The organism is Ferrimonas aestuarii (genome assembly GCF_005116665.1).
Lineage (GTDB): Bacteria > Pseudomonadota > Gammaproteobacteria > Enterobacterales > Shewanellaceae > Ferrimonas > Ferrimonas aestuarii.
In genome coordinates this window covers 422882-441834 of the sequence record NZ_SWCJ01000002.1, presented here as the reverse complement: position 1 = coordinate 441834, position 18953 = coordinate 422882, and the positions used below count along the sequence as shown (strand labels likewise).

Here is an 18953-nt window from a genome sequence, read left to right as displayed (position 1 = left end):
CCGCTGAGTGGAGCGTTATGTGTCGGGCAGAGGCCATCACATGGTTAGGATTATCAGGTATACGATAGCGCTTTTTGTTCTTTTAACTGTTGCAAGTACTCTGGCAACTCTAGTCTTTGGCGCTTCAGGTCTAGAAAGTAGAAGCTTTTTTGAACTCGTTGCATATTGGTATATACCCTCAACATCAATTTCAATCGCCATCTTTGCTGTAATGGCGTACAGAGAAAAAGATCGCGCTTTTATAAACTCTATTTTGGCCACAGTTGGTAGTTGGGCTTTAGGCACTATTATTCTATCGGCGTTAACCGGCGGGTTGTATTTAGAAGATGTTTGGGCGTTCGAGTTTCCAGTTTCGATAATATCTTCAATTCTGGGGGCTGCTCTGGGGTTGTACTTGTCAGATTCTAAGGTATCCGCCACATAACCAGGCACTGTAGGCGGATTTCAGCCAGCCCGGCTGCGCTCGTGCCTCGCGGAGTATAGCCGGGCAGTCTGCTCCCGCTAAGTGGAGCGTTATGTGTGGAAGTTATGGATTGGCGTGAGCTTCAAGTATTTACTGGTATCGACCTTAATGATTCGTTTGTCATTTCGTGGTCACTGGATAAAACATGCCTAGTGTTTGAGTTAGAGGCAAGCATTTGGCCTGAATCTCCGGCTTATAAGACTCCATTGGCCAATGAATACACATGCTATCGGAGAATGTCATTAATCTTTGACCAGATTGAAAGCGTTGATGGGTTGAAGCCTGTTGAAGACGTAAAGCCAACGAGCGATCCAGATATGTCAAAAGACTATGGTTGTGTTGATACTTTGGCGACCACGAAGTTTGGCTACATTATGTCGGGCGAGTTCGGTGTCTTGAAGATTGTCGGTGGCACACTTTCTTTGCAATTCCACACATAACAAGACGTTATAGCCGGACGCAATACAGGGCTTGCTGTTGTTCGTGCCTCACAAGATTTTAGCAAGCCCAATTGCGCCGCTAAACAGGCGCGTTATGTTTACAAGGGAATTATATGAGCTATATCGGGATTGCAGGCCAAGCCGGAACTACTTCAACTAATATTGAAAAGTTACTTCGAAGAGGTGAAGAGTCTCCGCGCTTAAGTGGCAGTATTGGGACGACGTCTTCTAATATCACTGCGTTTATAAACGGTAAAGCATCTCCGGGGATCGCACGTGCATTAGGCACGACCACTTCCAATGCTCAGACGTTGCGGGATGAAATTGGCTGAGAAGGCGCTATTGGTGTGGTTCTTGGTTTAGCTTGTGGCATGAGAGAAAAGTAAACATAACAATGCACTATAGGCGGATCCCAGACAGGCCGGCTCCGCTCGTACCTCGCAAAGATTAGCCGGCCAGCCTGTTCCCGCTAAGTGGAGCGTTATAGCTCTCTATAGTTTGTCACTTGAAAATCAATGTTCGGAAGCACTAAATGGTAACTTATAAGAATATCCAAGAAGATGTGAAAGCTTCACACAATATAACGGTAAAAACTTGCTGGATAGCCCATGTAAAAGAGTTAAATGGGTTGCCTCTACGGAAGGCAAATAACCGAATTTCAGAAAATGAACGTAAATATGAATGCCCGAATGAAGTAAGGCCATTAATCGAAGCTAGTATGCGCAAATTCGGGATGCTTTAGCTAGAGCACAAGAGCTATAACAAGACGTTGTAGCCGGACGCAATACAGGGCTTGCTGTTGTTCGTGCCTCACAAGATTTTAGCAAGCCCATTGCGCCGCTAAACAGGCGCGTTATATTACTAAAGGTTTATCGCACTATGCATTTACGCAACGAGGCAAGAAAGATTATAGGAAAAGGTATCTTATTACTTTTTATTTCTTTCTTAGCGAGCACATATTTATTTCCTGTAGGTATATTTTTGTTATTTGTATGCTACATTGGTGCGAGTATCTATATTTATTCCAGCGTAAGTAATATAGCTTGCCCACATTGCCATAAACCTTACGGTGTTGGAATGGATTTTACGGGGAATATTTTAGTTCCCACAAAGTGCGTATGTTGTCATACTTCGGAATCGTAATATAACAATACGTTGTAGCCGGACGCAATACAGGGCTTGCTGTTGTTCGTGCCTCACAAGATTTTAGCAAGCCCAATTGCGCCGCTAAACAGGCGCGTTATATGCCAAAGGAAGAATTATGTTGTATCTCCCGTTGTTAATTCCTCTCTATGCGCTGTTTTTCTACATAGTGCTTAAATGGCTGCATGTAGAGAATGAGCGAGTAAAGCGTTCATTCATTCTGTCGCTGACTTTGTTGATTACTCAGCTTATTGGCGCGACTGTGGCAGCAGTTTTGGAGCTTGCTGACAACGTCGTTCCTTTAATAAGCATTGGTCTGTTCGTATTAATAGTTAATCGGTTTTTGACCTTGAAATGGTGGCAAGCGATCTTGATACCCATAGGTGTCACGATGGCAAGCTCGTTGGTTGCGGGCGTCGGGTTTATGATCTTTTTCAGGTCAATTGCGTCAAGTTAATTGGCATATAGCAAGACGTTGTAGCCGGACGCAATACAGGGCTTGCTGTTGTTCGTGCCTCACAAGATATTAGCAAGCCCAATTGCGCCGCTAAACAGGCGCGTTATATTACTAAAGGTTTATCGCACTATGCATTTACGCAACGAGGCAAGAAAGATTATAGGAAAAGGTATCTTATTACTATTTATTTCTTTCTTAGCGAGCATATATTTCTTTCCTGTAGGTATTTTTTTATTATTTGTATGCTACATTGGTGCGAGTATCTATATTTATTCCAGCGTAAGTAATATAGCTTGCCCACATTGCCATAAACCTTACGGTGTTGGAATGGATTTTATGGGGAATATTTTAGTCCCCACAAAGTGCGTATGTTGTCATACTTCGGAATCGTAATATAACAATACGTTGTAGCCGGACGCAATACATGGCTTGCTGTTGCTCGTCCCTCACAAAATTTTAGCAAGCCCAATTGCGCCGCTAAACCGGCGCGTTAGATGTTTATCAGTACTTGTTGAATTAATCAAAAGAGAGTATCAGTTGAAGAAAGTAATGTTTTTAGTCCTTCTCGCCTTTATAGTTGCAGGGGTAAGTATCTACTTGTTTGTAGATCATTTTGGTATTGGATATTGGGATGAGGTATCTGATTGGGGAGCCACTGGAGATTTTTTCGGTGGGATTCTTAATCCCTTTTTCGCTTTTTTAAGTCTTATATTACTTGTGTACACTCTATATCAAAACCAAAAAGCACTCGAAAACAACAGTGAGGAATTAGCACTTAGTAGAAAAGAACTAGCTAATTCAGTACAAACACAGCAGTTACAAGTCCATCAAGCAAAAATGCAACGCTTTGACGACACTTTCTTTTCATTGCTCAATCAATTAAATGCAGCACAAGACCCAAAACTTACTGATTTTGTTTATGACAATGTCATGAAGAAAAACTATCCAACAACATACCTACCTGAGAATGTGTTGAGATTATCTAAAGAATATATTTATCCGAAAGGTGGTAACATCAATCGTTATTTTAGAACTTTGTACCAACTGCTAAAACTTATCGCTAATAAATGTCCCGAGTCGACGTTGGATGGAGACTTTACGATTGAAAATTTACAATCAACCAAATGCTCTGAAACCGAAAAAATGTACTCTAACATTGTACGAACAACATTAGACTCAAAGCTAATTATACTGCTTGCAGTAAATTGTTATTGTGCGGATGAAGACGACCCATTTTATAAGTATTACCTACTAATTAAACGGTACGCATTTCTAGAGCATATGCCTCTATCTGTTACAAAAAGTGAAGAGCCATTCGTGGCGAAAGCTTTGGTTAATTGTTACGGAAAGGATGCTTTTGGTAATAACATAAATATTCGCAACAACACCTAACAAAGCATTTAAGAGTGATTCCCAACGCATGGCATTTTTCATTCCATCGTTGGGCTCAGTGTTTACGGTGGCTTGGTTGAGTTTCGTGGTAGCGTTGCTCACACCTTAATGCGGCGTTATGTGCCGTGTTGACGGTTCCACAAGACAATAGGAAGTAGGGCTGTTTGGAATCTGAATGCTGACCTGAGTTTCAGTGATTGAAGCTTTGGCAAGTGGCAACGCTTGAACTGCCGCAGCGCTGGATAATAGCGGTCAACTCTCGGTGGTTTGATTGAGTCAGTAAGCCGCATTATTTGTATCGTCACCGAGGTTTGCTGCCAAGCAGGTTCAGGTGGCGTCAACCAGCCATAACAAGACGTTGTAGCCGGACGCAATACAGGCTTGCTGTTGTTCGTGCCTCACAAGATTTTAGCAAGCCCAATTGCGCCGCTAAACAGGCGCGTTATTGCTCTTTCATATTGATCGCGTTAGCTTAGGTTTAGTGAGTTTTACAAGGTAGTTATAATCAAAAGGAGAATGGTATGTTCATGATTGTTATTTGGCTAGCTCTTGCGGGTTTCGTTGGCTGGTATGCGAGTGGTAAAGGAAGGCCTGGTTTCCTCTTCTTTATTATTTCATTGATATTGTCGCCGTTGATTGGTCTTATTATCGCTATAGTTATCGGGCCCAATACTGCGGTCGTCGAAAAGGAGGCTTTGTCTTCTGGGTCAGTGATTAAATGTCCAAGTTGTGCGGAATTGGTAAAGTCTGAGGCGAAAATTTGCAAACATTGCCAGTCACCCCTCACTAAAAGTGCTTAATAAATAGGTTGAGGCGATCAATAACAAGCCGTTGCAGACGGATTTAAAACTGGTTGGCTATCACTCGTTCCTCGTGGACTTTAGCCAATCAGTTTTTCCCGCTGAACGGAGCGTTATGTGCCGTGTTGACGGTTCCAAACGGCATTGGAAATAGGGTGGTTTGGAATCTGAATAGCGACCAGAGGTTCTGTGATTGAAGCTTTGGTAAGTGGCAACGCTTGAACTGCCGGAGCGCTGGATAATCGCGGTCAACCAATGGCGGTTTTATTAATTCAGCAAGCCGCATTATTTGTATCGACACCGAGGTTTGCTGCCAGGCTGGTTCAGCTGGCGTCAACCAGCCATAACAAGACGTTATAGCCGGACGCAATACAGGGCTTGCTGTTGTTCGTGCCTCACAAAATTTTAGCAAGCCCAATTGCGCCGCTAAACAGGGGCGTTATATGCCTAGGGAAATTAGGTGAAATCCTTATGTTCCCGAACATTTTATTGAATCAAAGGAATGATTATGTCTGACAATGGATTAAATAATGAGTCATTAACTGGCTTCTATTTGTTTGTAGCGGGTACTGTTGTCGGCGTTGTAGCTTATATCTTTGTTTAATACTTTTTGTTGTGTGTTGAACTAGAAATAGCCTAGTTATTGGGAGGTGGTTGGCAGCAGCTAGATTGCTGATTGACTATCTACTGTTTCGGCATATAACAATGCACTATAGACGGATTCCAGCCAGGCCGGCTCCGCTCGTACCTCGCAAAGATTAACCGGCCAGCCTGTTCCCGCTAAGTGGAGCGTTAGATGCCCGAGGAGAGATAGCATGAAATCCAAGTATGATTCGCTAGACAACCTATGGTGTGAGTGGCCTGAAGCGACTACTGCAATTCAAAAGTACTTGGAAAATGAAGGGGCACAGCCGCTTAAAGTGGATTGGAGATTTGATAGAGCTCGTGTTGTTGACCATAGAAGTGATGGTTATTCGGTTTACATCACGTACTCTGCTTTTGAGCCGAATGTTGAGGCGATAGTTGAGCTAACGATTAGCGCTAAAGTTGAAAACAATGGAAGTATCTCTGTTTATTCAAAGCGTAAAATAGTGGAACAGGGCATCTAACAATGCACTGCAGGCGGATTTCAACCAGGTTGGCTGCGCTCGTGCCTCGCGGATTATAGCCAACCAAGTTGCTCCCGCTGAGTGGAGCGTTATGTGCCGTGTTGACGGTTCCAAACGGCATTGGAAAGTAGGGTGGTTTGGAATCTGAGTGCTGACCTGAGTTTCTGTTGTTGTAGCCTTGGCAAGTGGCAACGCTTGAACTGCCGCAGCGCTGGATAATCGCAGTCAACTAATGGCGGTTTTATTAAGTCAGCAAGCCGCATTATTTGTATCGACACCGAGGTTTGCTGCCAGGCAGGTTCAGCTGGCGTCAACCAGCCATAACAAGAGACTATGGCGTCAATAGCTAAATTTTGCTGTTGTTGGAGTCCCATTCTACGCCGTCCCTGAGCATGGAGTTCAGGATGACTACCATCTTTCGTATGCACGCAATGATGGCGACTTTTTTGGGTTTTCCTGCTTCAAGTAATCGTTGATAAGTGGCCTTAAAAACCGGGTTGCATTGTATGGCTGACATCATGGCCATATAGAGTACCGTTCGCACTTGTGCTCTGCCGCCTTGAATGGTGCGTTTCCCTTTAAAGCGACCACTTTCTCGGGTGATGGGGGCGACTCCTATCAAAGAGGCGGCTTGTTTATTGGTGATGTAACCCAGTTCAGGGACATTGCTAATGATTGACGCAGCGGCAATATTTCCGATGCCAGGCATCGTTTTTAGAAGGTCATTTTTAGCTCGATATTCTGGGCACTCATTAATGAGCTTGCTGATTTTGGATTCAATCTTATCAATCTGATTTTTCAGAGCGGTGAGAATGGGCTTTATCGATGATTGAAGTGATTTAGGGAGAATTTGCAGCCGGTTTTTCTCCATGGTTTGAACGGCTTCTTTGATGTCTTTTTCTGTGTTTGGAACGGTAAAGTAGATGTCGAGAGGGCGAATGTAGATATCAAGCAGATGTTTGCCGGTATCGACGCCAACATTAATATTTTGAAGTGCTTTGTTTTTCATAATAAGCTGACTCTTGCTTGCAAATGCGGGCTCGAGGCCCAGAAGACTATTCGAGTGTAATGCTTGGAGTTCTAATCGGCGTTCTTACTTGTTATCGGTCTCTCAATAGAGGAGCCATCGCTGTATCGAACTGCCGATTAGAGAACTTTAGTTGCAGCTAAAGTCTGGGCCTCACCTTACCCGAATTGAGTCGTTATTATCCATACAAGACGTTGTAGCCGGACGCAATACAAGGCTTGCTGTTGTTCGTCCCTCACAAGATTTTAGCAAGCCCAATTGCGCCGCTAAACAGGCGCGTTAGCTACCTTTAAGGTTCAAGTGTGTATGTGGGATAAGTCAATTCCAAAAAGAGCCCTAGCTTTAACTATTAGGGTGTCAATTTCCATATTTGTAATTATTTTTGTAAGTGCGCTTTTTAGAGGTGCCGAAGGAACCAATGTTGAGATTCTAACTAGGTTTATTACTGTGGTAGTTGTAATTCCATCTTTCTTTTGGGTGTTTTTCATCATATATCTAATCTTCAGCCCAAATTTTGATGGGTATTTAGATACAGAAGAATCAAAAAATTATGGAAACCGTGAGTAACAAGCGTTAGCTAACAAAACACTATAGGCGGATTCCAGACAGGCCGGCTCCGCTCGTACCTCGCAAAGATTAGCCGGCCAGCCTGTTCCCGCTAAGTGGAGCGTTAAGTTTCTATAGAGTCTCTGAGCAAAGGAGTTGCCATGAGGATGTTTCTAGCAACATCAATTTCGATAGCACTTTTGTCGGGGTGCGTTGCTGTCCCTGTCGAAGATTATGGTTACTTAGACAAGTGCGAGACCTTCTCTAAACGCAAGGAGTTAGCTGTTGTTGATGTGGTAAAAGAAACTAACTCATATTTTAGTATTAGTAGCTTTCTTATGTCACCAATTACGGTATCAGTCACGGGTATTCTGTCGGGTTCATATGTGGTGGTAAATAATACTTATCATTTTGGCGAAGAGTTAGTTCGATGTGAAGAAGGTGAAACTTAACAATGCGGTGCAGGCGAGTTCCAGCCAGCCTGGCTCCGCCTGTAACTCGCAAAGTTTAGCTGGGCAGTCTGCTCCCGCTAAGCAAAGCGTTAGAAAGCACAGAGGAATCGATGCAAGAATTAGGGTCCGTAATTATCACTTTAGAAGAATATTTGTTTCGTTCTAGTACTCGGGCTTCGGCAGCTGAGCTTCAGAAACTGATTGCAGATGACTTTATTGAAGTCGGTGCGGCTGGAAACCGATTTGGCAAATCTGAGGTGTTATCTCGCCTCCCTAGTGAAGATGCTCCTGAAATTACGGCAGACAACTACGAGGTTAGAAGATTGAGCGACGAATGCGTTCAGTTACTCTACCAAGCAACACTTAAAAAAAGAGGAGACACTGATCCTTCATACTCAAGGCGTTGTTCAATTTGGGTGATGAATTCCGGTAGCTGGCAAATGTGTTATCACCAAGGGACGCCGTGTCAGCCATTCTGAGCAGTGATCTTACGCCTAGTGGATGGATTTCAGCCTAGCTCGCTCCCCTAGTACCTCGCAAAGGCTAGCCGGCCAGTCTATTTTCGCCAAGTGAAGCATTATGTGCCTTCTGCATTTTATTCATCTTGTGCACATGCTCATTGTGCGGTATTGTTGTTTCAATCGCGCACACTGCCACTGTGCATAAACAGGGCTGCAGATTCCCACGAACAGTGCCTAGAAGCGGTGTATGAAAAGGACAAGCGCTATCGCTTACTTGCTAAAGTTATCGAAAATACCTTGTTTTGCTCGCTTGAAGCCCAAGGCGCTGCAAAATGTAGCCTAGGCCCTGTAAGATCAAACGGCCTGAGCATCTTGAGAAAAAAACTTGAGAGGCCGATGAAAACTGTGAGTAGAGACGATTGTGTTTTGTTTGAAAGAAGTTTGACAGTTGCGCAAAGAACGTCAGTTAGGCACTAATAAGTATTGAGGTAGAGGGTAATGATTAGAACTAGGCGGCGACCGGCTAGCGTAGGTGAAATTCTGAAGCTTGAGTTCTTAGAACCAATGAAAATCACATCTAAGACTCTCGCTGAGGCAATGGGGGTTCACCGTAACACGATCAGTAACTTGATTAATGGGGGAGCGCTCACAGTTCCATTTGCAATTAAGCTTGCTGCTGCATTGGGTAATACTCCGGAGTTTTGGCTTAATATCCAACACGCAGTTAATCTGTGGGATAGCAGAGACCGTTATCAAGATGAAGCCAAGTTAGTGAAGCCTCTAGGTTCAGTGCAAGGTACTAAACACTGTACATAGAAACCCACTTAAGAGTGATCTTTACCGTGCGTTGCATTTGGTGTGATTGACTTTCTCAGTTGAGTTAATTACACCTTGAAGTAGCGTTATGATCTGGTCAGGGAGAATTATATGAGTCGAAATATATAATCGCATTATTCTTTCTTTTGACCGTTGCTAGTACAGTGGCAACATTGAGCTATGGTGTTCCAAATTTGGAAAATAGAAGTTTTTTGCAACTTGGTTTTTACTGGTACTTACCGTCTACGCTTATTTCTATAGCTGTTTTTACTATCATGGCTTACCGGGAAAACCGCAGCGCGTTTATAAACTCTATTTTTGCTACTGTAGGAAGTTGGTTATTAGGTACAGTGATTTTGTCGCTTCTGAAGGGTGAGATATATATTGAAGGTTCTTGGGTATTCGACTTTCCACTTTCGTTACTGTCCTCTTTTACGGGCGTAGTGTTCGGCTTACGCCTGTCAGCACGTAAAGCACTCGCCACATAATTTAGTTCGATTTCAGCTAATGTGCCGCTGTTGTGTCTAGCAGATACCGACTAGGCTGTCAGTTCTCTTAGTGTGGTGCATTAAGTTTTTTAAGTAATGTCATATTAAATTAAGGAATGATTTTGAAAAAAAGTAATCCAGTTTAAAAAAGTATTATCATCAATCGATCTGGCTACAAATATCTTGATTGGATTAATTGCAGTGGTGGGTCTAATTGCTATGATTCAAACGCAGAATATTATTTCTGGCATACCAGTAATAATTTTTGCTGGTGCTTTTTGGGTTCTTAAGGTGCTTGGGTTTGGAATATCCTACACACTTATTCAAATTGCTGAAAACACCTTTGATGGTGTAGTCGAGGAAGAGGTTGCTCCTATTCGAGAAAGCTTTGATTTAGAAAAGGATTTCGTAAAGTTATTTGATGAGAACGAAGATAAAGTTACTGACTCAGACAAGCGCGCTTATAAAAAGATAATGGAAGGCAAAAAAGTAGAGCCAATCATTCTTAAAACAGCAATAAGAAGATTGAGTAATGCATAAATAAATCCGGTTTTAGATTATTGGATGAAACACACAGTAACTTAGTTGACGGCAGTTGTTTCTAATTACCATCTGAACTACCACTTTTTAGTAGATCGTGTTGTACTCTCGAGGGTATATGTTTATTACTAATAGAGCTAAGATTGAGATTCAGTCAGTAAAGCACGCTCAGTTGCTGTTAGATTATCATGTTGATAATGAAGTTCATCTCCGACCATGGCAACCTGAACCGTTAGATGAATACCTAACCATAGAGCACTGGGTATCGATGTGTGAGCTTAGCGAACAAAGCTTTAAATATGGCAAAGAATACCGCTTCGTGGCTTTAGACTTTGAAAGAAACGAAATTATTGGGGTAATTAATTATACTGGGTTAGCTAAAGGAGCATTTCAAGCCTGTTTTTTAGGCTACTCAATATCTAAGGCTTTTGAGAATAAAGGTTATATGACGGAAATCTTAGAAGTGACTAATGATTATATTCTTGAAGTTCTTGGGTTTAACCGGATTATGGCTAATTATATGCCACACAATCATGCGAGTGCCGGAGTGCTTGAAAAGCTAGGCTTCGAAAAAGAAGGTTATGCGAAGCGATATTTAAAAATTGCTGGAAAATGGGAGGACCATATCCTTACATCTAAAGTCGCCAGCAATAGACAATAAATCACAGCGCACTATTTTAAGTATACCCGAACCAACCTTATCTTAAAATTTTTGGCCATTTACTCTGCCACTTCTGAGCCGAGTATTATGTTTCAAGGAGAGAAACATGTATCGATTTCTGGTTTTTATACTACTTTTCAGTAATTTATCTTTGGCGAATGACGACTTTGAGGAGGCACTTGATGAAATGCATCGAATCTCGTCAACGTCATTAGGTGTATCAGTCCCTGCGCTCGGGTACCTATTGAACATGAGGGAGACTAGCGCTATAGCAGAGACTCACTTTGTGATGAGAGATGTAATGCCTATGATTGAAGAGCTGGAAAACGCGGGCTTCATTAAAACTGCTAGGGTTCAAGGCTTAGTTGATGGAAGTCAATCAGAACAGATGTTTATAACCATAGAGATTCTTCGTCAAGGTCTACTTATTAAGGCACATTTTGCCAGATAGGAAGGCTATGGCGTAGCGTAAGTAGGGTTTAGTTAGGCCGTTTTATTATGGGTATAAAGTGATATTGACCAGGAGCTCTAGCTATGAAGACGGTTTGGTTTATTTACATTTTTATACTGCTGAGTTGCGGTATGGGCAGAATGATAGAGAGAATAGTCGTAGACAGTGGCGGTTTTGCAAGTCGGTATTTACCTCTCGTTGTGATGATGGTAGTTTCATCAGGTATTTATGGGAGTGTAAACAATAGGCCGATATTTAAAAGAGGGTTTTGGCTTGTTATTAGCTTTTTCCTGATGACAACTGCTTTTATTGGTCTTGTGTTTTGTTGTTATTTGGTTTTTGCTGGAGTAGCGAATGCCAAGTCAGCGGCTTTAATAATGTCATTAAGTGTTCTATTGTTACCAGCTATTTTAAAGATTAAAAAATATTGCTCTAAGTCCAATCCGATATGGCGTTAAGTGTCGGTAGAGTTGTTTATTGAGTCCGAAAAAATCACCCTGTTTGAGAAAATAAGCTGTTAGTGTTCTCATTGGTTTTTAGTTTGTATAATGGATTTCAAATTTAAATATAGGGAAATATCATAAAAAATTTACTTTATATAATGATTTTCACGTTAGTGTTAGTGGGTTGTAGTGGCCGGCCTGACAGTACTGGGCCGTATTTTTCTAGTGAGGTCATAGAGATTAGTGTTGATGATTTGCCTAATTATTGGGTCAATACTAAAAATTTGCCCCGTCGGTATTCTGGTAAGCCTGAATGGGTTCCAGTTGGGGAAGTGGTCGATTTTGATGGTGATTGATTCGAACGGGGTAATGACAACAAGGAAGCTCATTAATTCAGTGCCTGAAGGTTTCATGACACAGGAGTTGGACAATAAGATGCCATCTCTCAAGTACACGCCTTCTTCCTATAATGCTCAGCGAGTTCCGATTACTTATGTCGTGCATGGATTTCAACGTAAGAACTAGCCAAACGACATTTTTACCTGATAGGTCAGTAAATCGACAAATTGACCCATAATAAGCGCTCGGTTGCCCAACTCGTTGCCAAGCTTCCAGCGTGTTGTAGTGCTGTTGAGTTTTGATTCTCAAAGGAGCGCGTAATCGCAATATAGATTGTTAAGAGGATGGCGAGTCGCTGTGAGAAATACCACACATTGTTGGTAATCATTGTAATCTGAAAAAGAACCGCGTATTACCGATAGATGGATAGGCCTACGCTAGGAAGGTGTGTATGAGCGTTCAAGTACTGGTTGCCGTGGTCGGCATGGTTGGAGTGATCATTGTGGCGGCGTATCGAATGCGACTAACGTCCTCGATTAAGTCCTATATCCAGGCGAATTATGAAAGCGACTGGCTCAGATTAAGTTGTGTTGTTGGTGGAAAAACTGAGCGTCTATGTTCTATTGATGACCTCGTCGCAGATATTCGAGACGGTGAACTGTCTAAACGCCAGGATCCTGAGCTTAACGCGTTCTCAACCAAAGTGAGCCAAGCAAACAGTGCGGTCAGTTTGATCTGCTTCAGTTCATTGCTGTTTGTGGCCGTTTCTGAGTGGTTGGCATTATAAATTGTCGTGTCTTCGGGACAATAGATAAACGCTTTGGTGTCCACTGTCATTAAGCAGTTTAAGTTGACGCCTTGTTACTTACCGCAGAAGGGGATGACAAGGTATGCAGATTGAGCCTTAGCGATCTAATACAGCTGGTCGTGATGACCTGGCGTCAATTCTGTGCGGTTGCAAGGGCAACACTCATGTGCGGTCATTTTCCTTAAACTAATGCCTTCATGATTACATGGGGATTGTAATCTTGGTTGGTGTGTTGACGTGTTAGCCTGATTAGATGCTAACTTACTGGTTCGTAAAGGCAGATTTTGGAGCTGGAATGTCAGAACACGGAGTCACGGTTGAATGGCTGCGAAATCAGGGAGAGGCGTTTGTCGATCATCAATACAGTCGTGCTCACCTGTGGAAATTTGATGGTGGCACCGAGGTTGCCGCCTCACCATCGCCATTGGTTGTCCCAGTACCGCTCTCAGTCGAACAATTTGTTGATCCGGAAGAAGCCTTTATTGCCTCTTTATCCAGTTGTCATATGCTGGTTTTTCTCTCTATTGCGGCAAAGAAAAACTACTTGGTGGACCGATATACTGACAATGCCATCGGCACGTTAGGTAAAAACACGCAGGGTCGAATCGCGGTGACTAAAGTGATACTTCGTCCTAATACTCAGTTTATTGGGGAACGAATTCCATCTCGGGATCAGCTGGAAAAGATGCATCACTTGGCCCATGAGCACTGCTTTATTGCTAATTCTGTTAACACTAAGGTGATTACCGAAATTGGTGAAAATAATTAGGTTATTGACCCGATGTCGCTGGGGGAGACGGAATTCCGCCAACGAATGACCGTGACAGATTTTCTGGTTTCAAATGCACGGTTTATATCAGTTAATGATGTCAATGACTCACCTATATTGCAGTTGTTGATGCTTTTCTGTATTGATGGATGCCACTGAGTTCGGAAAGGAATAAAGCCGTTGGCTTTGCTATCGCATGAATGAAAAGCACTGGTCAAAATATCAGCTGTTGCATGAAGTTGTTACCAACAGCAATATTATCATTAAAGGGCAACATAGCTATTACAGTGATTGCTGGGATGGCGGGTTTGAAGAGTCGGTTGTTCGTTATCTACATGGGGACAAAATAAGTCGAGATTGGCAACCCCGTTGGGATATCGACAAACTCTATATTGGTGATTATGTCTGCATCGGCGCTGAAGTGGTGATTCTAATGGGAGGAAATCATACTCACAGGGCCGATTGGTTTTGTTTGTACCCTTTTATGGAATACATCGACGAGGCCTATGTGGGGAAAGGCGACACTCATATTGGCGATGGCGCGTGGTTGGGAATGAGGGCGATGATCATGCCCGGAGTGTCCATTGGCGAGGGCGCCATTATCGCTGCCAATAGCGTAGTGACCAAAGATGTGCCACCGTATGCGGTTGTTGCGGGCTCACCCGCGACGGTGATTAAACATCGATTTGAACCTGAGATTATTGACGAGCTGTTGAAACTGCACATTTACGATTGGCCTCAGGATAAATTTAACGCGGTGAAGCGCCACCTGTGTGGTTCCGACATTTCGAAGTTAAAACAGGCGATATCGGATTATGACCATGTGCAGTTGGGCAACGAAACCGAGTTTGGTGGCTGATACCTCATGACCGAGAGTGGTTGAGTTTCTTTGAACGCTGGTTATCAATTGCACTGGTGTTATTCGGCTTTGGCAATCAGGCGCGGCAATCGATTGCGGAAATTAGTCGCGTTCCTCATCAACAATGCAAAAATCGCCTCCTGGTTAGTCATAACCAGGAGGCGATTGTGTTTTAAGTGGTTTGTGGATTAAGCCGCCGCCTCAAGGCTCTGGCAGTCGCGTCCACCACAAGGTTCAGTAGGGCAGTGGCAGCAATCAACACCATCGCTCGGTCAAACCTGAGCTCCTCAAATGCTGAGTCGATGTAAAACCCAAGCGTTGAGATCCCCAGAATGCCCAAGATGGCGGTTTCACGCTGAATGATCTCCCAGCGGTACAGCAGCCAACTGATAAACTGCGGGTAAGCGCGTGGCAGCAATTGATAGAGATACAATGCCAACTTACTGAAGCCGTTTGGTTGGTCATCTTCCCTAAGGGGCAGAGATTGCACATAGCCGCCAACCAGATGACCGATGATGGCACCATTGTGAATCCCCAGAGCCAAAATGGCCGGCAACATACTTGGCCCAAACACCAACAGACCCACGAACGCCAGCACAAACTCTGGAGTCGAGCGGCCCACCACCAAAAACAGATTGCCAACTCGGGTTAACCCCTTTGGCAGCAGCGCTGGGGTTCGAAGGGGAAACCATATCAGTGCCAGTACCGCGGTCAGCAGCAGTGCGATTTGGCTTAACACCAAGGTATCCCATAGCCCGGGGCCAATCTGCTGCTGCCATAGCATTCCCAGCCAGTTGCCTAAATCCATCATGGACCAATCCGGTTGACGCATAGGTCCTGGAATGAGATCCACCGTGAAGAAATTAATGAACAACGTGGTGTTGATGTTGGCAACCGGAGGCAGATAGACCATCGCCCCAATTACGTAGAGTGGGAAAGCGCGCTGCTTAAACCACAGCGGCAGGGTTACAATCAGCAGGTAGAACAGATAAAGCAGCGCCGCCGCTTCACTGTAGTTTCCCTGACGAAATGCCGTTTCGAGGTGATAGCCCAGCGTCGGCAGCCCCACAAATCCCAGCACAATGGAGGAGCGCATTGCGCACTCTAATCGATAGCGGGTGTAACTGGTGATATGTGGCCAAGCTTGAGGCAAGCGAGCATAGATCAATTGACTGATCTTATGGGAAAAACCGGCTTGGCGTGGCAAGGCCGCCGTTGTGGCAGGGTCCACTTGTTCAAGAATTTCTCCAAACACCTTGGCAAAGATGCCGGTGTAGGGAAGCCACAAGGCAAGCACCCCAGTTAGGCTCGATAGCCCCAGTACCTGCATAAACAGCAGGGCCCAAAACAGTTCGTGCACTGAACGGAGCAGTGCGGCCACCATACGCACACTGCGCCATTGATACAGCAGTGCCATGGCAAAGCCGGTAATGACCGCCAAACCTATGCCTTCAAAGGCAAAGGCCACGGTGGTGAGTATTGCCTCTATGAGAAACTCAGTAGCAAAAAAGTCCGGCGTGATTGCCCCTTTGGCTAACTCCAGCAGCTCCTGCTGTGGCGACAGCTGGGTGATACTCAGATCCGCAAACGGAATACAGAGAAGTGCGACTAGGGCGATTAAGAGGCTAACCTGCCGAAATTGGCCGGCTCGGTTGTTCATTGTACGGACTCGAATATAGGGCTGTCTGAGCGGTGTTGATGGCTAGGGTAAAGGCTATACAACTGTTGGGCGCTGAGTTCGGTACTCGGGCAATCGAGCACCACTTTGCCCTGTTTTAAGCCGATGATGCGATCGCAGCACTGGGTGGCAAGTTCAACGTCGTGCAGCGCCACCACCACGGTGTCATGAGCCAAGGCGATCTGGCTCAGTAACTGCTTGGCGTGCTTTTCATCCACAGCGGAAACAGGCTCGTCTCCTAAGAAAATAGGCCGTTTTTGAAATAGGGCTCGGGCAATGCCGATGCGCTGCTGCTCGCCACCGGAGAAGCGCTCAGCCGATTGGGTTAAGCGATGATTGTCCGGCTGAGTTAACCCCAAGTCGGTGGCAAGCTTAAGCACCTGTTGCCAGTCGTTGGCGGCAGGTTTGAACAGGTTCACCAGGTTTTTCCACAATGGGCGTTGGTGAAGCTGACCCATATACACGTTGTTATACAGACTCAGCATGGGTACCAATGCTGGCGCTTGAGGACACCAAGCCACCTGAGATTCGTGGGCTTGCCGAAGTAGCGACAGCAGAGACGACTTGCCAGCGCCACTTTCGCCGATGAGCGCCACTCGTTCGCCGTGATTGATGGTGAGTGATAACGGCTCAATCAACCACTTATCGCCAACACGCAAGCTGGCGTTATCCAAAGATAACGCCATGGTTTTTGCCAGCATGATTGGCTTAGTCCATCAGACCAATGGATTTGGCCGTGGCTTTGATTGGGCCATAGTCATCATTGGAAGCCGGTACAAAGCTGCTACGGGGAAACGCATTCAGCAGTTGTGGCTGTTTCATGTTCAGCAGCGTGTCGGTCACTTTCTGGGTAAAGCCGTCGCCGAAGCGCTGGTCAACGTCGCCGCGAATGGTCCAGTGGTAATCTGGGTACGTTGGGGTTTCCCAAATTACGCTGACCTTGTCGGTATCAATTTTGCCCGCCGCCAGTTCCGATTCCCATACCTTGTAGTTTACGGCACCAACTTGGTAGCTGCCCGCCTGCACCAAAGCGATGGTGCGGCTGTGGTCACCGGAGAATCCCACCTTTTTAAAGGTTTTGTTTGGCGCTTGCTGGAACTGCTCTCGTAGGTAAAACTCTGGCATTAGGCGACCAGACGTGGAACCTTTTGAGCCGAAGGTGAAGGTTTTTCCTTTCAGTGCGTCACTGAGGCTGTCACCAGAGGTGAGGCCAGTGCTTTGGTGAGCAATAAAGTAAGACTTAAAGAACTGATCTTCATAGCCTTGAGCGATGGCCACACTGCCTGGAACTCGAGCTCGAGCCTGCACTCCGGAAAGGCCACCAAACCAAGCCAGTTGAACCTCGTCGTTACGAAACGCGGTAATGGCCGCGGCGTAGGATTTTACTGGGACAAATTTGACATCAACTCCCAACTGATCTGACAGATGCGTCGCAACCTGCTCGAAGCGGGTACGCAGTTTGCTTTCGTCTTGATCGGGAATGGCGGTGAAAGTAAAGGTTTGAGCGCTGACAGGCAGCACCATTAGAGCACCGAAAATGGCGCTGGCGAGGCGTTTGTTCATTGTTTGCTCCCAAGCAGGTTCAATAGCTGCTTAATAAAGGATTTGTGGGCGCTCAGTGTACCCAGCTTTGTTAATGCTGTTAACTAAAATAACCACAAAAATGGAAATTTGTGCGCTTAGTTGGAATATGTTGTTCAATAGTATCAATATGATAGTTGCCTCTTATTTAGTGCCATTAAAGTGGTGATTTCATTGCACTAAATTCTAAGGTGCGGGAGTATCGGTTCAACTTCCTGATTCGAGAATAGAAACATGATGTACACCTTAAACGTCACTTTGGTGGCTCTGCTTATTACCGCTTCCTGTGCTGCTTTTGCTCACCAAGGCGATATGAACCGTGACGCCCGTGTTGTTGCCGCTGCTGAGCGCTGTGAGGGGATCTATAAGATTGGCAATAAGCCTCTGAAGGCCAAACGCATGGATAACCTAGCTGATGACATCCGTCGCGATTGGCGCAAACAACCAGCAATGTTTAATGCGGCGGTTAACCAACACAAAAAGTGGGCAAGTAACGATCTTGGCACCCTTAAAAAGTGCAATGCGTTTGTGTGGCGTTAACCACTTGCACCACATCTTGACCCCGCTGATAGGCGGGGTATTTGCTCATAATGCCCTTAAACAGTTCGGAGTTAAGCCGAGCGTTCAGCCACGCTCTCAGATTAGGGTAGGGGGCATCGTCAAACCAAGCTTTGTCCACATGGGCGAACTGGCGAATAAATGGCGCGATGGCGGCATCCAAAAAGCCGAACTGATCGCCAGCTAAAAATGGCTGCTGCTGAAGACGCGCTTCCAGCTGCAATAACCAGTGCTCACCCTGTTGACGATAATAGAGCTCGCTGTGTTCTGGGTGGCGATCGGCGTATTTGTACTTGTCTAACCAGGGCTTAAAGTGGCGATCATTATGTTCGATCAATGCCAAATGTTCATGACGCTGCGCGGGTGTAAGCCAGTTGGTGTCAGTGTTATCGGTAGCCCACAGCATGATCTCAAGGCTCTCTTCAATCACATGGCCATCCTCTACCATCACAGGCACCGTACCTTTTGGGGATAGGTCCAGCATCTCTTGGGGTTTGTCTTTGAGCACTACCTCTCGAAGTTCGTAGTCAAGGTGACAGTAAGCCAAGGCCCAGCGCGCTCGCATGGCATAGGGGCAGCGGCGAAAACTGTAGAGTATGGGCAAAGACATGGTTTATTCCTTTAAAACGTCGTTGGTGGCGCAACCGCACCGTCATCCTATTGCCGTAACCT

General features: G+C 45.0%; 21 protein-coding genes and 1 pseudogene. 16 read left to right on the top strand and 6 right to left on the bottom strand.

From position 1 onward, the window contains the following. Positions 1–36: 36 nt before the first annotated feature. Entirely contained in the window at positions 37–420 is a 384-nt protein-coding gene (locus FCL42_RS04865) for a hypothetical protein (protein ID WP_136862253.1), read from the bottom strand. Between the two features lie 99 nt (positions 421–519). On the opposite strand from FCL42_RS04865, the gene FCL42_RS04860 reads away from it, so the two are divergent. The 5 genes and pseudogenes from FCL42_RS04860 to FCL42_RS04835 all read left to right on the top strand — a co-directional run bounded on the left by FCL42_RS04860 (position 520) and on the right by FCL42_RS04835 (position 5804). After that, positions 520–903 carry a hypothetical protein gene (locus FCL42_RS04860; RefSeq protein ID WP_136862252.1) on the top strand — a complete coding sequence of 128 codons (384 nt, stop codon included), beginning with the start codon at positions 520–522 and terminating at the stop codon, positions 901–903. A 1261-nt stretch (positions 904–2164) separates the two neighbouring features. After that, the gene (locus tag FCL42_RS04850) at positions 2165–2503 is read left to right on the top strand and encodes a hypothetical protein (protein ID WP_136862250.1); all 339 of its coding nucleotides are present in this window, start codon (positions 2165–2167) and stop codon (positions 2501–2503) included. Positions 2504–3040: 537 nt separating this feature from the next. Beyond that, positions 3041–3895, top strand: coding sequence for a putative phage abortive infection protein (locus tag FCL42_RS04845; RefSeq protein ID WP_136862249.1), 855 nt, complete (start codon positions 3041–3043; stop codon positions 3893–3895). Positions 3896–4407: 512 nt separating this feature from the next. Beyond that, positions 4408–4695 (top strand): annotated as a pseudogene (locus FCL42_RS04840) (zinc ribbon domain-containing protein); the annotation flags it as partial. A gap of 815 nt (positions 4696–5510) precedes the next feature. After that, the gene (locus FCL42_RS04835; protein ID WP_136862247.1) at positions 5511–5804 is read left to right on the top strand and encodes a hypothetical protein; all 294 of its coding nucleotides are present in this window, start codon (positions 5511–5513) and stop codon (positions 5802–5804) included. A gap of 346 nt (positions 5805–6150) precedes the next feature. On the opposite strand, the gene FCL42_RS04830 is transcribed toward FCL42_RS04835, so the two are convergent. Next, complete coding sequence (locus FCL42_RS04830; RefSeq protein ID WP_136862246.1) at positions 6151–6813, bottom strand: transposase; 663 nt, start codon at positions 6811–6813, stop codon at positions 6151–6153. A 725-nt stretch (positions 6814–7538) separates the two neighbouring features. Between FCL42_RS04830 and FCL42_RS04825 the strand changes: the two genes are divergently transcribed. The 10 genes from FCL42_RS04825 (at position 7539) to FCL42_RS04780 (ending at position 14464) form a co-directional block, all read left to right on the top strand. Continuing rightward, positions 7539–7829 carry a hypothetical protein gene (locus tag FCL42_RS04825; RefSeq protein ID WP_136862245.1) on the top strand — a complete coding sequence of 97 codons (291 nt, stop codon included), beginning with the start codon at positions 7539–7541 and terminating at the stop codon, positions 7827–7829. Between the two features lie 110 nt (positions 7830–7939). Continuing rightward, positions 7940–8308, top strand: coding sequence for a nuclear transport factor 2 family protein (locus FCL42_RS04820; protein WP_136862244.1), 369 nt, complete (start codon positions 7940–7942; stop codon positions 8306–8308). A gap of 480 nt (positions 8309–8788) precedes the next feature. Further along, positions 8789–9106: a HigA family addiction module antitoxin gene (locus tag FCL42_RS04815; protein WP_136862243.1), complete on the top strand. Its 318-nt coding sequence runs from the start codon at positions 8789–8791 to the stop codon at positions 9104–9106. A gap of 707 nt (positions 9107–9813) precedes the next feature. Further along, positions 9814–10134, top strand: a complete 321-nt coding sequence (locus FCL42_RS04810) for a hypothetical protein (RefSeq protein ID WP_136862242.1) — start codon at positions 9814–9816, stop codon at positions 10132–10134. Positions 10135–10252: 118 nt separating this feature from the next. Beyond that, complete coding sequence (locus FCL42_RS04805) at positions 10253–10795, top strand: GNAT family N-acetyltransferase (RefSeq protein ID WP_136862241.1); 543 nt, start codon at positions 10253–10255, stop codon at positions 10793–10795. A gap of 106 nt (positions 10796–10901) precedes the next feature. Continuing rightward, positions 10902–11246: a hypothetical protein gene (locus tag FCL42_RS04800; protein ID WP_136862240.1), complete on the top strand. Its 345-nt coding sequence runs from the start codon at positions 10902–10904 to the stop codon at positions 11244–11246. An 83-nt stretch (positions 11247–11329) separates the two neighbouring features. Beyond that, on the top strand, positions 11330–11704 hold the full coding sequence (locus tag FCL42_RS04795; protein ID WP_136862239.1) for a hypothetical protein: 375 nt from the start codon (positions 11330–11332) through the stop codon (positions 11702–11704). Positions 11705–12479: 775 nt separating this feature from the next. After that, positions 12480–12815 carry a hypothetical protein gene (locus tag FCL42_RS04790; RefSeq protein ID WP_136862238.1) on the top strand — a complete coding sequence of 112 codons (336 nt, stop codon included), beginning with the start codon at positions 12480–12482 and terminating at the stop codon, positions 12813–12815. A gap of 316 nt (positions 12816–13131) precedes the next feature. Beyond that, complete coding sequence (locus tag FCL42_RS04785) at positions 13132–13605, top strand: OsmC family protein (protein ID WP_136862237.1); 474 nt, start codon at positions 13132–13134, stop codon at positions 13603–13605. 196 nt (positions 13606–13801) lie between these two features. Continuing rightward, positions 13802–14464 (top strand): CatB-related O-acetyltransferase, encoded by a 663-nt coding sequence (locus FCL42_RS04780; RefSeq protein WP_136862236.1) that lies wholly within the window; start codon positions 13802–13804, stop codon positions 14462–14464. 172 nt (positions 14465–14636) lie between these two features. Here FCL42_RS04780 and FCL42_RS04775 read toward each other — a convergent pair whose 3' ends face one another. The 3 genes from FCL42_RS04775 to FCL42_RS04765 are packed head-to-tail and all read right to left on the bottom strand — an operon-like array spanning position 14637 to position 17705. Beyond that, positions 14637–16124, bottom strand: coding sequence for a PhnE/PtxC family ABC transporter permease (locus FCL42_RS04775; protein WP_136862235.1), 1488 nt, complete (start codon positions 16122–16124; stop codon positions 14637–14639). Next, positions 16121–16843: an ATP-binding cassette domain-containing protein gene (locus FCL42_RS04770; RefSeq protein WP_205729222.1), complete on the bottom strand. Its 723-nt coding sequence runs from the start codon at positions 16841–16843 to the stop codon at positions 16121–16123. The genes FCL42_RS04775 and FCL42_RS04770 overlap by 4 nt, the downstream gene beginning before the upstream one ends. A 7-nt stretch (positions 16844–16850) precedes the next feature. After that, positions 16851–17705: a putative selenate ABC transporter substrate-binding protein gene (locus tag FCL42_RS04765; protein WP_136862234.1), complete on the bottom strand. Its 855-nt coding sequence runs from the start codon at positions 17703–17705 to the stop codon at positions 16851–16853. 252 nt (positions 17706–17957) lie between these two features. Here FCL42_RS04765 and FCL42_RS04760 point away from each other — a divergent pair, with 252 nt between their 5' ends. After that, a complete protein-coding gene (locus FCL42_RS04760; protein ID WP_136862233.1) occupies positions 17958–18263 on the top strand; it encodes a hypothetical protein in 306 nt (101 codons plus the stop codon). Here the strand turns inward: FCL42_RS04760 and FCL42_RS04755 are convergent. Beyond that, on the bottom strand, positions 18232–18891 hold the full coding sequence (locus FCL42_RS04755) for a glutathione S-transferase (RefSeq protein ID WP_136862232.1): 660 nt from the start codon (positions 18889–18891) through the stop codon (positions 18232–18234). The genes FCL42_RS04760 and FCL42_RS04755 overlap by 32 nt on opposite strands. Between the last annotated feature and the right edge of the window lie 62 nt (positions 18892–18953).